15 protein-coding genes and 1 other annotated feature are annotated in these 13608 nt (G+C 48.2%); of the genes, 1 reads left to right on the top strand and 14 read right to left on the bottom strand.

Going from position 1 to position 13608, the window contains the following annotated elements; translation table 11 throughout:
* Nucleotides 1-8 precede the first annotated feature (8 nt).
* From CXL14_RS09860 to CXL14_RS09815, 10 genes are all read right to left on the bottom strand, one after another.
* A complete protein-coding gene (locus CXL14_RS09860; RefSeq protein WP_007612991.1) occupies nucleotides 9-836 on the bottom strand; it encodes an arabinooligosaccharides ABC transporter permease AraQ in 828 nt (275 codons plus the stop codon).
* Between the two features lie 18 nt (nucleotides 837-854).
* Nucleotides 855-1796, bottom strand: a complete 942-nt coding sequence (locus tag CXL14_RS09855; protein ID WP_007408105.1) for an arabinooligosaccharides ABC transporter permease AraP — start codon at nucleotides 1794-1796, stop codon at nucleotides 855-857.
* A gap of 41 nt (nucleotides 1797-1837) precedes the next feature.
* Nucleotides 1838-3133: an arabinooligosaccharides ABC transporter substrate-binding protein AraN gene (locus CXL14_RS09850; protein ID WP_014418595.1), complete on the bottom strand. Its 1296-nt coding sequence runs from the start codon at nucleotides 3131-3133 to the stop codon at nucleotides 1838-1840.
* 31 nt (nucleotides 3134-3164) lie between these two features.
* Entirely contained in the window at nucleotides 3165-4349 is a 1185-nt protein-coding gene (locus CXL14_RS09845; protein ID WP_014418596.1) for a sn-glycerol-1-phosphate dehydrogenase, read from the bottom strand.
* The gene (locus CXL14_RS09840) at nucleotides 4346-5152 is read right to left on the bottom strand and encodes a sugar-phosphatase AraL (protein WP_370530869.1); all 807 of its coding nucleotides are present in this window, start codon (nucleotides 5150-5152) and stop codon (nucleotides 4346-4348) included. The genes CXL14_RS09845 and CXL14_RS09840 overlap by 4 nt, the downstream gene beginning before the upstream one ends.
* On the bottom strand, nucleotides 5130-5819 hold the full coding sequence (gene araD, locus CXL14_RS09835) for an L-ribulose-5-phosphate 4-epimerase (protein ID WP_003152509.1): 690 nt from the start codon (nucleotides 5817-5819) through the stop codon (nucleotides 5130-5132). The genes CXL14_RS09840 and araD overlap by 23 nt, the downstream gene beginning before the upstream one ends.
* A complete protein-coding gene (gene araB / locus CXL14_RS09830; protein ID WP_014418598.1) occupies nucleotides 5812-7497 on the bottom strand; it encodes a ribulokinase in 1686 nt (561 codons plus the stop codon). Before araB ends, araD begins: the two co-directional genes overlap by 8 nt.
* 1 nt (nucleotide 7498) lies before the next feature.
* The gene (gene araA / locus CXL14_RS09825) at nucleotides 7499-8992 is read right to left on the bottom strand and encodes an L-arabinose isomerase (protein ID WP_022552845.1); all 1494 of its coding nucleotides are present in this window, start codon (nucleotides 8990-8992) and stop codon (nucleotides 7499-7501) included.
* 182 nt (nucleotides 8993-9174) lie between these two features.
* A complete protein-coding gene (locus CXL14_RS09820) occupies nucleotides 9175-10140 on the bottom strand; it encodes an arabinan endo-1,5-alpha-L-arabinosidase AbnA (RefSeq protein WP_014418600.1) in 966 nt (321 codons plus the stop codon).
* 142 nt (nucleotides 10141-10282) lie between these two features.
* Nucleotides 10283-11368 (bottom strand): M42 family metallopeptidase, encoded by a 1086-nt coding sequence (locus tag CXL14_RS09815; RefSeq protein ID WP_007408096.1) that lies wholly within the window; start codon nucleotides 11366-11368, stop codon nucleotides 10283-10285.
* Between the two features lie 183 nt (nucleotides 11369-11551).
* On the opposite strand from CXL14_RS09815, the gene CXL14_RS09810 reads away from it, so the two are divergent.
* Nucleotides 11552-11944, top strand: a complete 393-nt coding sequence (locus CXL14_RS09810; RefSeq protein ID WP_003152498.1) for a hypothetical protein — start codon at nucleotides 11552-11554, stop codon at nucleotides 11942-11944.
* Between the two features lie 13 nt (nucleotides 11945-11957).
* On the opposite strand, the gene CXL14_RS09805 is transcribed toward CXL14_RS09810, so the two are convergent.
* The 4 genes from CXL14_RS09805 to infC are packed head-to-tail and all read right to left on the bottom strand — an operon-like array spanning nucleotide 11958 to nucleotide 13407.
* Complete coding sequence (locus CXL14_RS09805) at nucleotides 11958-12224, bottom strand: DUF1294 domain-containing protein (RefSeq protein ID WP_014418601.1); 267 nt, start codon at nucleotides 12222-12224, stop codon at nucleotides 11958-11960.
* 57 nt (nucleotides 12225-12281) lie between these two features.
* A complete protein-coding gene (gene rplT, locus CXL14_RS09800) occupies nucleotides 12282-12641 on the bottom strand; it encodes a 50S ribosomal protein L20 (RefSeq protein WP_007613019.1) in 360 nt (119 codons plus the stop codon).
* A 31-nt stretch (nucleotides 12642-12672) separates the two neighbouring features.
* Nucleotides 12673-12873, bottom strand: a complete 201-nt coding sequence (rpmI, locus tag CXL14_RS09795; protein ID WP_003152493.1) for a 50S ribosomal protein L35 — start codon at nucleotides 12871-12873, stop codon at nucleotides 12673-12675.
* Between the two features lie 12 nt (nucleotides 12874-12885).
* Nucleotides 12886-13407 (bottom strand): translation initiation factor IF-3, encoded by a 522-nt coding sequence (gene infC, locus CXL14_RS09790; protein ID WP_071543361.1) that lies wholly within the window; start codon nucleotides 13405-13407, stop codon nucleotides 12886-12888.
* Nucleotides 13408-13465: 58 nt separating this feature from the next.
* Nucleotides 13466-13596: a sequence feature (ribosomal protein L20 leader region), on the bottom strand.
* Nucleotides 13597-13608 lie beyond the last annotated feature (12 nt).

Genomic DNA, 13608 nt, shown 5'->3' with positions numbered 1-13608 from the left:
CCCTCTCTCTATCCCTTCACTCCGCCTACTGTGAGGCCGGAAATGAAGTATTTTTGGAAAAACAAGAATATGATGATCACCGGCAGTATCGCAAAAACGGACCCGGAAATCAGCATGTCATAGTTGTTTCCGTACGGACTCAGCAGCCCTGAAAGTCCGATTGGAAGCGTAAACATTTCTTTCGACCGAAGCACGATCAGCGGCCATAAAAAGTTATTCCAGCTGTTTAAAGATTGAAGAATGATCATTGCCCCGAATGCCGGTTTCATGAGCGGCGCCATAATTCTGAAAAAAATGCCGAATTCGGTGCAGCCGTCCATTCTTGCTGAATCAAGCAAATCCTTCGGAAGTCCGAGCGCATATTGCCGGAAAAAGAACACGGCGACAGGCGACACAATAAACGGCAGAATCACCCCCGTATAAGAATCGATCAAATGAAGACCCACCGTCAATTTGAACAACGGAAGCATCATCACTTCAAGAGGCACCATCATAATGATCAGCACAAGAACGAAAATAATATTTCTGCCTTTAAATTCGTAGACACCGAGTCCGTAGCCGATCAAAGAGGAAAAAAACAGCGTGAGAACCGTGGTGAGAACGCCGAGCAGCAGGCTGTTAAAAAACCATTTGAAATAAATGCTCCCCCCGTTGAACAAATACGTATAGTTATCAAGGCTCATCACATCCGGATCAAGACGCAGATTCAGCCCGATGCGCATCAGCTCAGATGACGGCTTTAATGAACCGAGCAATAGGCAGATCATCGGAAAGATATACAACAGGCTCAGCATGATAAAAAACAAGGTAAACGCGACTCTGTACACGGAAAACATGTAATTGTTACGCAACGCTTATCCCTCCCCTTTAAACGAACCGGACAGTTTCAGTGAAACAAGGCTGACTAGTAAGATGACAAGCAAAAGGACAATTCCGATTGCGGCCCCGTACCCCATTTCGTTGTATGCAAGCCCCTGCTGATATAAATAACCGACAAGTGTGAGGCCGATATTGCCCGGGGAATTATTCTGCCAAAGCACATAGCTTTCCTCAAACATTCTGAAACCGCCGATAATACTGATCGTTAACACATAAACGGACACCGGCTTTAAAAATGGAAGGGTAATATGCCGGAACTTTTTCCACGTACTCGCCCCGTCAATTTCAGCCGCTTCATACAATTCTTTCGGCACGTTTTGCAATCCGGCCAGAAAGTAAAGAATGTTAATGCCCATCCACCTCCATGACGCAAGCAGCACCATTAAAAACATGCCGGTACCTTTGTTGTTGAGCCAGTTTTGGGGTGATGCGCCAAGCTTCATCATCAGCTCGTTTGCAAGCGACGTATTCATTTCTCCGAACATCAGACGGAAAATAATCCCCGCTACGATCGTCGATGTTAGAGCCGGTACAAACAGAGCCGATTTAAATACATTTCTGAACCTGACGAGCTTCGAATTCAGAATCACCGCCAAAAGAAGCGGCACCGGAATCAGCACGATCAGCGTCCAGAAGGTATATTCCAATGTGTTAAATAATGCCGTATAAAAGGTTGGATTAAGAAGAGCGGTATAATTGGAAAACCCGACAAATGTAATTTCTCCCGGCAGTATCCGCTGAAAGCTCATGATAAACACGCTGATGATCGGATACAAAAAGAAAACGAGAAACGAAATGATAAATGGCGCCGTAAAAAGATAAGGCGCCGCTTTTTTTGAATACAGCACATTACGCCGGCGCGGCTTCTTCCGGACTGCAGAAACGGTTTGTGCTGTCTCTGTCTTTACAGGTCTCATAAAAGCTCCCCCGCTTTCACTGTTAAATAGGACGGCTTCTCCTATTTCTCTAATTGCTCTGCCGCCTCGTCCAAGGCTTCCTTAGGTGTTTTTTCCTGCGTCTTCAGCGCATCGAACAGCACCTGTCTGACAACGAGATCAGCCGCTTTAGAGAAGTCTTCATGCAGATAAATCGGATTGATCTCATCTTTTATTTCAAGGAGCGAGGAAAAAATTGACGTACCGTTCCGGAAGAAATCCGTGTACTTGTTTTTCTCCTTCAATTCTTTTGAATCCCACACGTCCCAGCGGAGCGGGTCAAAGCCGAGCACCGTCCAAAGCTTTATGTTCCCTTCCTTTGAACCTTTCGCAAAACCGAGAAATTCTTTCGCGAGCTTCAGATGTTCAGCCTGCTTCGGCACGACGGTGGCTGTTCCGCCTAAACCCGCTGATCTGTCACCGCCTTCTTTCCAGGCCGGCATAGGGTAAATCGCCATTTTTCCTTTTAAATCAGGCATATAATCGATAAACCGTCCCATGTACCAAATGGGCATCAGCACTGAGGCTGCCCCGCCCTGATTCATAAAACCGTAGTATTCTTCGCTGTGATGGCCGCCGCCGGGAGCCGGCAGAAGGGTTTTATCATTTACCATGTCCTTTACATAATTCAGTGTGTCTGTATTCGTCTTGCTGTTCAGAATCAATTTTCCGTTTTTGCTGTAGTAGCCTGACCCTTGCTGCGAAATCATGGATAGGAATGTGGCGGAGTCGTTTGTTTCAACCGTTCCCATCGGTTTCCCAGATGCTTCACGCACTTTTTTCCCTGCCCGCCGGTAATCTTCCCATGTCTTAATGGAGGCGGGATCAACGCCCGCTTTTTTCATAATATCCATGTTGTAAAACATGACGGTCGTCCCCACATGTGTATCAAGGCCGTACAATTTTCCGTTTTTGCTGTACAAGGCCAGACGCGCTTCCACAAACTTATCGCGGTCTTTTTCAATCAGCGGCGTCAGATCGGCAAGCGGGATATCCTTCCCCTTCAGAAAGTTCGAGAACCGGCTTAATTCCACGTCGGCTATATCGGGAAGCCCCTCACCCGCGATCAGCGAAACCGATAAATTATCATGCATTTGTCCATAAGGATAAACGACGGTATTCAGCTTGATTTTGCGCTCCGGAAATTTCTGATTCCATTCTTTGACCATTTCCTGATAAAACTGTTCGTGCAGGCCGTTAAACGTCCAAAACGTCAGCTCCGTTTCTCCCGGCCGGCCGGCAGTCCGTTCTTGTGAACAGCCGGCGGTAAACAAGAAGAGCATCATCAGCACCAAACATACAGCGGTCGTTTTTTTCATGTCATTACCCCTTCCACTTTAGGCCGTGCGGCTATTGATGCAAATGATGTGCAAAGAGCGCTGCATTTTCATTTATGATAGTTAAACCGGTATAACGGTCTCTCAGTGTGTGCGCATGCTTAAGCGCATCGCTGACAAGGTCCTGTTTTACACCGATCTCATCGAAACAGGCGGGACCCCCCGCAGATGTGAGCCACCCGGCAATTGTTTTGCCGTCGGGAAGCCCTTCATATGCAGATTGAATCGCCTCGCGAAAGTGCGGCGGCAGTTCGGCAAGCTTTTCGTGACAAGCCAGTTCTTTGTAAACATCACTCAGCACCGCGCACGCACAGCCGACCTTCGCACCGTGGAGAATCGGAGGCTGTTTTGCCTTCAGCATTTCCATCTCAATCCAATGCGAGATGTGATGTTCTCCTCCTGAGGCGGGGCGGGAGTGGTCAAGCGCAAGCATGACAAGACCCGAAACGATCAGCGCTTCCATCAGTATCTGAATGCCGGCCTCCGTTCCCATGGCAATGTCAGCGCGGTGATCAATGCACTGCCAAAGCGCGTCTTTCACAAGCTTCGCCCCGGCTTCTGAGTACGGCTCACCCGCTAGCCTGCGGGAAATCTCCCAATCTGCCAGCGATGTTATTTTTCCGAGCATGTCTCCGAAGCCCGCGGCTGTCATTGAACGGGGCGCTTCTTTTAATACATTCGTATCCGCAAATAAGGCGATCGGCGCTTTCGTTTGAATCGTCGTTTTGATTCCGTTTAATATGAGCGGCGCTCCCGCCGATGTAAAACCGTCGACTGACGGAGCGGTGGGGAATGAGATAAACGGCAATCCGCGCTGGCAGGCGGCAAACCGTGTAATGTCGTGAATCGTTCCTGAACCGGCCGCAATGATGACATCCGTCTCTTCCGCGAGATTGATCAGCGTATAGACCAATGTCCTCTCATCAGCCGCGGCGGTCCCGGCTTCATGCTCCGGAATGATGACTTTTGACGCTTTGATCCCGCCTGCCCTCAATTCGTCCGCAAGCAGACGTCCCGCCGCCTCGTACGTGTTCCGGTCACAGACGATGACCGGATGATTCCAGCATTTTTTTTGCAGAAATGTGAGAAGCTCTTCTTTTGCATTCGACCCGATCACGATATCTTCTATTTGAATCGGTGAGCGGCTGGCCCCTTCCTTGTCAAACTCGGATTGAATGTCCTCAGGAGAACGTTTCATAAAAGGATTCCCTCCTTCGCTAATTCTGTCAGGTCTTTAATAGAATCAAGGACGATGTCAGGTTCATATAGACGGGGCTCCCCAAGTTTGGCCGCCCCCGTCAGAACCAATACGCTTTTCATTCCGTACAGCCTGCCCATTGCGATATCAGATTCGAGGCTGTCTCCGATAATGGCGCATTCCTCAGGGGGAAGTCCGAGCGCTTCACATGCCGCCTCAGCCATCAGCCAAGACGGTTTGCCGATGACAAGCTCCGTTTTTGCTCCGGCGGATGCTTCAATGGCCCCGATCATTCCCGCGACGTCCATGGCATGGCCGCCTTCATTCGGAAAGGAGCGGTCCCGGTTCGTGGCGATGATACGCGCGCCGGAGGAAGCCGCCTTAAAAGCGAGATTCAGATCCTCATAGGTGACGGTTTCATGCAGGGAGATGACAAGCCAGTCTGCCGCCTGCGGGTTTTGCGCCAAGGCGACACCCGCTAAAGCGAGTTCATCAGTCAGCCCTTTCTCTCCTAACACCCACACCTTTGACAAAGGATAATGCTTCTTTAAAAATGATGCCGTCACACTGGAGGACAGCACGATGCTCCGTTCATCCGTGCGGATACCGGCACCCAGCAGTTTCTTTCGGCACATTGCTCTTGATAGATTGCCGCGGTTGCTTAAAAAGACAACGGCTTTGCCCAGTGACTGAAGGGTATGAACGGCTTCTTTTGCGCCGTCAATCAGCTCCCGCCCCCTGAATACGGTTCCGTCTAAATCAATCAGAAACCCGGCTGCGTCAAGTTTGGCCATAATAAGCATTCGCCCCGTGTTTTCTGTAAAAATGCTTATCATGCAGCACTCTGTCGATCGGACTGAGCTGTTTGTTCAGCATAAGCGAATGGTAGGCCATTTCCGCTACCGTTTCGAGCACAACGGCGTTATGCAGGGCATTCAGCGCGTCCGTTCCCCAGCAGAACGGGCCGTGGCTGTGGACGAGGACACCCGGATTTTGTTCATACGGTTCGTTTTGAAAGGTTTCGGCTATGACTTTGCCTGTATGATATTCATAATCTTTCACAATTTCTTCTTCATACATTTCCCTCGTACAGGGTATAGCGCTTTCAAAGTAATCCGCGTGAGTCGTTCCGAGAGCGGGTATGTCTCTTCCGGACTGTGCCCAGCTCGTCGCCCAGCGGGAATGAGTATGAACGATTCCGCCGATAGCCGGAAACGCTTTATACAGATAAAGATGGGTCGGCGTGTCAGAAGACGGTTTCAGCGAGCCTTCGAGAATGTCTCCGTCCTCATTCAGGACGACCAGTTTGTCAGCGGTCAGCTCACTGTAATCGACACCGCTCGGTTTAATGACGATTCTCCCGCTCTCTCTGTCAATGCCGCTGACATTCCCCCATGTAAACGTGACAAGGTTATGTTCCTCAAGCTTCAGATTGGCGGCGAGCACTTCTTCTTTTAACGCTTCAAGCATGGCGGCTCCCTCCTTTTGCAAAATCACGGTTTTTAATGGCTTTCAGGCGTTTCATGACATTGTTTTCTTTGCCGAAGTAGTGTACGAGCTCTTTATATTCCGCATATAAATTGTCATAAATCTCAGCTCTTTCCGGGTTCGGGGCATAAAAGCCGTCTTTTAATTTCCCCATATGCGCGCATGCTTCAGCAATATTGGAGAATCCCCCGTTTTCCCGTCCCGCGGCGAGCGCTCCGAAAATCGCGGAGCCCAGTGCAGGCGCCTGCGGAGACCCGGATAATTTAATATCCATATTTGTGACGTCTGCATAAATCTGCATGACAAACGGATTTTTTTCGGCGATTCCTCCGGCTGCGTAAAGCTCTTCGACCGGAACGCCGTTTTCCCGGAACGTTTCGATAATCATCCTCGTTCCGAACGCCGTCGCTTCAATCAATGCCCTGTAGATTTCTTCCGGCTTCGTGTGCAGCGTCATACCAAGCATCATGCCCGTCAAATCGGCGTCCACCAAGGTTGACCGGTTTCCGTTCCACCAGTCAAGCGCGAGAAGGCCGCTTTCCCCTGGAACAAGTTCAGCTGCTTTTTTGCTGAGCAGCTCGTGAATGTCTATGTGTTTATCCTCAGCTTCCTTCTCATAGTCTCTCGGAACACACGTTTTGACGAACCATTCAAAGTGGTCGCCGACACAGGACTGCCCCGCTTCATATCCCGCATATCCGGGCAAGATGCCGTTATTGACGACCCCGCACATACCGGGGACGATATGTTCTTCCTCGCCGAGCAGCACATGGCAGGTAGACGTTCCCATGATCATCAGCATTTTCCCCGGCTCTGTAATACCGACCGCGGGCACTGACACGTGAGCGTCGACATTGGCGACGGCAACGGCCGTCCCCGGCAGAAGCCCGGTCAGCTCCGCCATTTTTTCGGTCAAACCTCCTGCTTTTTCCCCGACTGAATAAATGGTACCGCCTAATTTATCCTTTGTAATCGTTTTCATTAACGGGTTGAGCTTTTCGAAAAAATGATCCGGCGGATACCCCGTCTCCTCATTCCAGATTGCTTTGTAGCCGGCCGTGCAGTTGCTTCGCTTCAATGAACCGCACAATTGATAGACGATCCAGTCTGCCGCTTCCACAATCCGATCTGCCGCCTCGTATATATGCGGCGCTTCTTCCGCGATTTGCATGATTTTCGGGATCATCCATTCAGAAGAAATTTTACCGCCGTATCTTTTAAGGAATGTTTCTTTTGTGTCTTCGGCAATCGTGTTCAAACGGTCTGCATGTTTTTGAGCCGCATGATGCTTCCACAGCTTCACATAACTGTGGGGCTCCCGTTCAAATTCCGGCAGCATACAAAGCGGCTGCCCCGCGCCGTCTATCGGCAAAATCGTGCAGGCGGTAAAATCAATTCCTATGCCGATCACGTCTTTTGGATCAGCGCCCGCCTGCTCAAGCAGGTTCGGAATCGCCGTTTCCAGAACTTCGATATAATCGGCAGGATGCTGAAGCGCCCAGTCCCGAGGGAGTTTTTCACCCGTCTTCGGCAGCGTGCGGTCGATGACGGCATGAGTGTATTCTTTTACCGCAGACGCGATTTCTTCGCCCGTGCGGACATTGACAAGCACCGCCCGGCCGGACAATGTGCCGAAATCAACACCAATCGTATACGCCATATCAATTCCCTCCCAGCCGGTATAATACGTCATTCCATTTCAGCTCTTTTTTCAGCTCATGTATTTCGGTATTGCGGGAAATAAAGATGCTTTCAATGCCTGCCATCTCAGCCCAGTCAAGCATCTGTTCAGCCGTAAGCCGGAAGGACATACAGGTATGGTGGGCGCCTCCCGCCAAAATCCATGCTTCCGCAGCTGTTTTCAGCGATGGCTCCGGCTTCCACAGCACCCGCGCCACAGGGAGATTCGGCATATCATGATCAATTTCCCTGCCTTCCGCTTCATTCAGAATGAGACGGAATCGCCCGCCGATATCAATGATGCTGGCGATGATGGCTGAACCGCCGATTCCGTTAAAGACCAACCGGGCCGGATCTTCCTTCCCTCCGATTGAGAGAGGATGAACTTCGATTTTCGGCTGATCAAGGGCGATCGTCGGACATACTTCAAGCATATGTGATCCGAGAATCATCGCACGCCCCGGTTCAAAATGGTACGTATAATCTTCCATGAAGGAGGTTTGTTCTCCGTCCGCCATTATTTTCATCATTCGCACAAGGGCAGCCGTTTTCCAATCGCCTTCGCCGGCAAATCCGTACCCTTTTTCCATGAGACGCTGAACGGCAAGTCCCGGAAGCTGCTTCATTCCGTGCAAAACTTCAAAGGAGGTCGAAAACGCTGTATATCCGCCCCGTTCGAGAAAGGCCGTTAATCCGAGTTCAATTTTCGCCTGTTCTTTAATGGAAGCAACTTTTGCTTCATCCCGTTTTGTTTCGTCGCTGATGACATACAATTTGTCGTATTCCTCATAAAGCGCCTCAATTTCTGCGTCGGTGACGTTGTTCATCACCTCGGTAAGATCGCCGATTCCGTACCCGTCAACTTGCCAGCCGAATTGGATGTGGGCGCCGACTTTGTCTCCGTCAGTAACCGCCACATTCCGCATATTGTCGCCGAACCGGGCTACTTTAATATTCCTGCTTTCATTCCAAGCGGCAGCAGTGTTCATCCATTGCGAAATGTCATGTTTGACTTCCTCATCATCCCAATAGCCTGCGATGACTTTTCTCGTCTGCCCCATTCTTGACTGGATATATCCGTATTCCCGGTCTCCGTGAGCGGATTGGTTGCTGTTCATAAAATCCATATCAATCGTTTCCCATGGGATGTCGCGATGATACTGGGTATGCAGATGAAGCATCGGCTTTTGAAAAGCGGAAAGACCTTCAATCCACATTTTCGCAGGGGAAAATGTATGCATCCACGTCACGACCCCCGCACAGTTTTCTTGATACTGCGCTTCCCGCAAAACCTCTCTGATTGTTTCAGATGACGTGACAACCGGTTTATGCCTGATCTTGTATCTTGATGACACCCCGCTGAGGCCGTCACATATTCCCTTTGCGTGTTTATCGACAAGCTGCAGCGTTTCCTCTCCGTATAAGTGCTGGCTTCCCGTTACAAACCAAAATTCATATTCTTTGTTCTGAAGCACATTCATTTCCCCTTCCCATCAAAATAAAGCGCTTGCATTTTAAAAAGTATACGTACGAATATAAACCACAAAACTTTTATCCTTTTATTTGTACGAACAACTTTATTATAGTTAAGGAGGAATCAACCTGTCAATCTTTTATTGCAAGTAAAAAAGCCGGACACACATGCCCGGCTGATCAATTAATAGGAAGGCCAGCCTGAACTCCAGTCGATATCATTGATGAGCATCTTCGGAATTCCGCTGTTTTCGGCATCATACGCATGACGCACTAAAATATTCCCGTTCACAATGTCTTGACCGCCCGGGCCTTTCCAGCGGTCATTGCCGGAGTCAAGAATCGTCCCTCCGCCTTCTGACATGCTTTTCCCGCTTTTATCGAGATATGGGCCCGTGATGCTTTTGGATCTTCCATAAGCGATTTTGTACGTACTATTCACGCCTGAACAGCATTTATCAAACGACACCATTAAGTAATAGTAGCCGTTCTGGTAGGTGATGGCCGGCGCTTCCAAAGCTCCGCCGTTATTCGGTCTGGCAGCGATGGAATAAAGTGATCCCGTCGGTTTCATTGTATTTTTATCAAGCTTTGTCAGCTTAATGCCGCTCCAAAAAGAACCGAAGGCAAGCCAAGGGTTTCCGTCTTTATCAATTGTCAGCTCCGGATCAATTGCATTGTAGTTATCGGCGCTTGTTGAACGGATGACGAGCCCTTCGTCCTTCCAGTTTCCCGAACTGAGGCTTGCAGATGATGCAAGACCGATCGCGGAGGTATTTTTGCCGAATGAAGAAACGGCATAATACAGCCAATACTTTCCGTTATAATATTGAACATCGGGGGCCCATTGATTCAGCCCGTAATTCGGCACATAATTGCCCCACCATGACAGCGGGGAAGTAAAGATTGATTTCTGAACGGTCCATACGCCGCCGCTGCCCGCCTTTAAGACGCGAATCCCCCTCTCCCCTTCCAAACCGGTTCCGAAAGCGTACCACGTGTTTCCTTCCTTCGCCATTGTCGGATCGTGAAGCAATTCATTTGATGCCCCCCAAAACGCGGCAGATGCCGGAGATGAAGACATCAGCAGCAGCCCGGCTGTAACGGCTGCGCACGAAAAGCGGATCATGCGTCTGAATCTGTTTTTCATTTGTAAACCCTCCCCTTTTTTAAAGCGCTTTCAAAAACATGTTGTCAGATTTTTCTATGTCTTCTCTTATTGTAGACGCAGGGCTCATATTTGTACAGACAAAAAAAAGAATCTGCTTAAAAAAGCAGATTCTTCCGTATCTTTATTGGTAAGTAATACGGTCAACTGTTTCCCGGTCTAATTTTTTAATCACTTCTGTAATCAATTTTACCGTATTCTCATAATCATCCCGATGCAAAATAGCGGCATGAGTGTGAATGTAACGCGTCGCGATCGTAATGGACAGCGCCGGCACTCCGTTTGCGGTTAAATGAATGGAACCTGAATCCGTGCCCCCTCCGGCAATGGAATCGAATTGATACGGAATTCCCGCTTCTTCCGCCGTGTTCACGACAAGGTCGCGCAGCCCTTTGTGAGATACCATTGACGCGTCATACAGAATAATTTGCGGCCCTTCGCCGATTTTGCTTTGCGCCTCTTTTTCAGAAATTCCCGGTGTATCTCCGGCAATTCCGACATCCACACCGAACGCGATATCAGGCTGGATCGTATGTGCCGCTGTTTTCGCCCCGCGCAGCCCGACTTCTTCTTGAACCGTTCCGACCCCGTATACTTCATTGGGGTGATCACTGTTTTTCAGATTTTTTAATACATCGATGGCAATCGCACAGCCGATACGGTTGTCCCATGCTTTCGCCAATAAATGCTTTTCATTGTTCATCACTGTAAATTCAAAATACGGCACAATCTGGTCACCCGGAAGAACGCCCCATTCCATTGCTTCTTCACGGCTAGACGCCCCGATATCGATGAACATCTCTTTAATATCGGCGGCTTTTTTTCTGGCGTCAGGAGGCAGAATGTGAGGCGGTTTCGAACCGATGATCCCCGTGATGTCCCCTTTTTTTGTCACGACGGTGACGCGCTGGGCCAGCATGACCTGAGACCACCAGCCGCCGACGGTTTGAAAGCGGAGAAAGCCTTTATCAGTGATTTGCGTCACCATAAAACCGACTTCGTCTAAATGCCCTGAGATCATGATTTTCGGACCGTTTTCTTTGCCGGTTTTTTTGGCGATCAAGCTTCCCAGCCGGTCTGTTGTGACGTCATCGGCAAATGGTTCTATGTATGATTTCATCACTTGTCTTACTTCTCTCTCATTTCCCGGTATCCCTTTTGCATCCGTTAACGCTTTCAGCATGGTGAGCGTTTCATCTAATTTTGTCATCAATAAACCTCCTTTTTTTCACTACCCTTCTTATTATACAAAACCAATGCTGAAGCATACGATTAATTCGCCTGAAAAACGGGTAAATGTTTTTATCTATTTCTTTTAAAAAAATGAAACCTTTTGTTTTGTTTTTCGTATTACATCAGATCATGACAAAGGTGAGGAGGTGCCTTCACACATATGGCCATTACAGTATTGAGGATTGTCTTGCTTGCACTTCTTATTTATTTTATTTACATGTGCGTCAAATTTTACGCAAACCCGAAAAGAAGGCTCAGACTGGCACAATCAAAAGAGAATTTTTATTTTATTGACGAACAGAAAAACACGCGAAAAAATCTCCAGCTTACTTATAAAGGAGTGCTCTTTGAAGGAGAAAAGCATATCCCTTCCAAAGATCATCCGCTGTTTATTCATACGATATTTGTATGGACCGAAAATCCGGAAAAGCTGAACCGCTTTTCTGCAGGTGATTTTGAAGAAGTCGAAAAAAAGGTATTGGAGCGGTATCCGAATTGCAAGATTGATTGGGACCAGCCCATCAAAAAAGCGAAAAAAGCAGGCGAGCGATAAGCTCTCCTGCTTTTTATGTTTTATACATCAAATACATCAGCACAAGGGCGGCTTCAGTGAGAAAAAGCAGCGGCACCCCGTATAAAAAGGATTTGTGTTTCGTCTTATGCCTGAAGGTGCACATGCCGATCCATACGCCGAGTGAGCCGAACATGGCGGCTGTGAGCCATATTCGTTTCTCTGATATTCTCCACCTGTGCGCCTTTGCTCTTCTTTTATCAGCGCCCATGATCCAAAAGCCGTATCCGTTTATCAATACGGCGTAAATGAAGAGAGCCATTGATTGTCACCCTTTACGTAAAAAAACCGCTCCCGGAAAGAGAGCGGCTTTTTCAACTTACTTGTCTAACTGAGCTTTAGCAGCATCAGCAAGCTGATTGAAAGCAGTAAGATCGTTTACAGCAAGATCAGCAAGCATTTTGCGGTTTACTTCGATGCCTGAAAGCTTAAGACCGTGCATTAAACGGCTGTAAGAAAGACCGTTCATACGTGCAGCAGCGTTGATACGAGTGATCCAAAGCTTACGGAAATCACGTTTTTTCTGACGGCGGTCACGGAATGCATAGTTTCCTGATTTCATGACCTGCTGGTTTGCTACTTTGTATAATCTATGTTTTGAACCGAAATAACCTTTTGCTAATTTAAGAACCTTTTTACGACGCTGACGCGACACAGTTCCGCCTTTTACTCTTGGCATTATATTTCCCTCCTAATTGTTCCTTGTCCGATTACTTGATGTTGGCAAGCTGTTGTTTGATGCGTTTGAAGTCTCCTGCGCTTACAATAGCACCCTTGCGAAGCTTACGCTTTTGCTTTTGGGATTTGTTGGCGAATAAGTGACTTGTATATGCATGAGAACGTTTTAACTTCCCAGAACCTGTCTTTTTAAAACGTTTAGCAGATCCGCGGTGAGTTTTCATTTTTGGCATGGGATTTCCTCCTTATTGCTTTTCGTTTTTCGGCGCGAGCATTAAGAACATGCTGCGGCCGTCCATTTTTGGTTTTGTTTCGACTGTCGCAACTTCCGCACATGCTTCAGAGAAACGGTCCAATACGCGCTGGCCGATTTCTTTATGAGTGATTGCGCGCCCTTTAAAGCGGATAGAAGCTTTCACTTTATCGCCTTTTTCAAGGAATTTAATCGCATTGCGCAATTTCGTGTTAAAGTCATGCTCATCGATCGTCGGACTTAATCTAACTTCTTTTAAGTTAATGATTTTTTGATTTTTGCGTGCTTCTTTGTCCTTTTTCTGCTGCTCGAATCTGAACTTACCGTAGTCCATGATGCGGCAGACAGGCGGTTTTGCATTTGCTGCAACTAACACAAGGTCAAGATTTGCGCGGCCGGCGATTTCAAGTGCTTCCTGACGGGACTTGATGCCGAGCTGATCGCCATTTTGTCCGATCAGACGAACTTCACGTGCACGGATACCCTCATTAACCAATTGATCTTTGCTAATAATGAGCCACCTCCATAGTTTCTTCGAATTGATTCACAACGCTTTTTGACTGCATTCTGCAGGCAAACAAAAAGTGCGGGCATGACAACACACCCACACTACGAACATCTGCATAAATAAAAATGTACGGTCAACCTGCCAACTACATGAATGTGTCAATCAGGTGAGAAGCGGGTGCCTCTGCTTGTGATTTATATTCAATTC

This window comes from Bacillus sp. SJ-10 (assembly GCF_002843505.1).
Lineage (GTDB): Bacteria > Bacillota > Bacilli > Bacillales > Bacillaceae > Bacillus > Bacillus velezensis.
This window is presented reverse-complemented; position numbering and strand designations above follow the sequence as displayed.

Coding starts and splice junctions, on each gene's coding strand:
- CXL14_RS09860 (WP_007612991.1), bottom strand. CDS start 836: ATGTTTTCCGTGTACAGAGTCGCGTTTACCTTGTTTTTTATCATGCTG.
- CXL14_RS09855 (WP_007408105.1), bottom strand. CDS start 1,796: ATGAGACCTGTAAAGACAGAGACAGCACAAACCGTTTCTGCAGTCCGG.
- CXL14_RS09850 (WP_014418595.1), bottom strand. CDS start 3,133: ATGAAAAAAACGACCGCTGTATGTTTGGTGCTGATGATGCTCTTCTTG.
- CXL14_RS09845 (WP_014418596.1), bottom strand. CDS start 4,349: ATGAAACGTTCTCCTGAGGACATTCAATCCGAGTTTGACAAGGAAGGG.
- CXL14_RS09840 (WP_370530869.1), bottom strand. CDS start 5,152: ATGCTTATTATGGCCAAACTTGACGCAGCCGGGTTTCTGATTGATTTA.
- araD (WP_003152509.1), bottom strand. CDS start 5,819: ATGCTTGAAGCGTTAAAAGAAGAAGTGCTCGCCGCCAATCTGAAGCTT.
- araB (WP_014418598.1), bottom strand. CDS start 7,497: ATGGCGTATACGATTGGTGTTGATTTCGGCACATTGTCCGGCCGGGCG.
- CXL14_RS09820 (WP_014418600.1), bottom strand. CDS start 10,140: ATGAAAAACAGATTCAGACGCATGATCCGCTTTTCGTGCGCAGCCGTT.
- CXL14_RS09815 (WP_007408096.1), bottom strand. CDS start 11,368: ATGACAAAATTAGATGAAACGCTCACCATGCTGAAAGCGTTAACGGAT.
- CXL14_RS09810 (WP_003152498.1), top strand. CDS start 11,552: ATGGCCATTACAGTATTGAGGATTGTCTTGCTTGCACTTCTTATTTAT.
- CXL14_RS09805 (WP_014418601.1), bottom strand. CDS start 12,224: ATGGCTCTCTTCATTTACGCCGTATTGATAAACGGATACGGCTTTTGG.
- rplT (WP_007613019.1), bottom strand. CDS start 12,641: ATGCCAAGAGTAAAAGGCGGAACTGTGTCGCGTCAGCGTCGTAAAAAG.
- rpmI (WP_003152493.1), bottom strand. CDS start 12,873: ATGCCAAAAATGAAAACTCACCGCGGATCTGCTAAACGTTTTAAAAAG.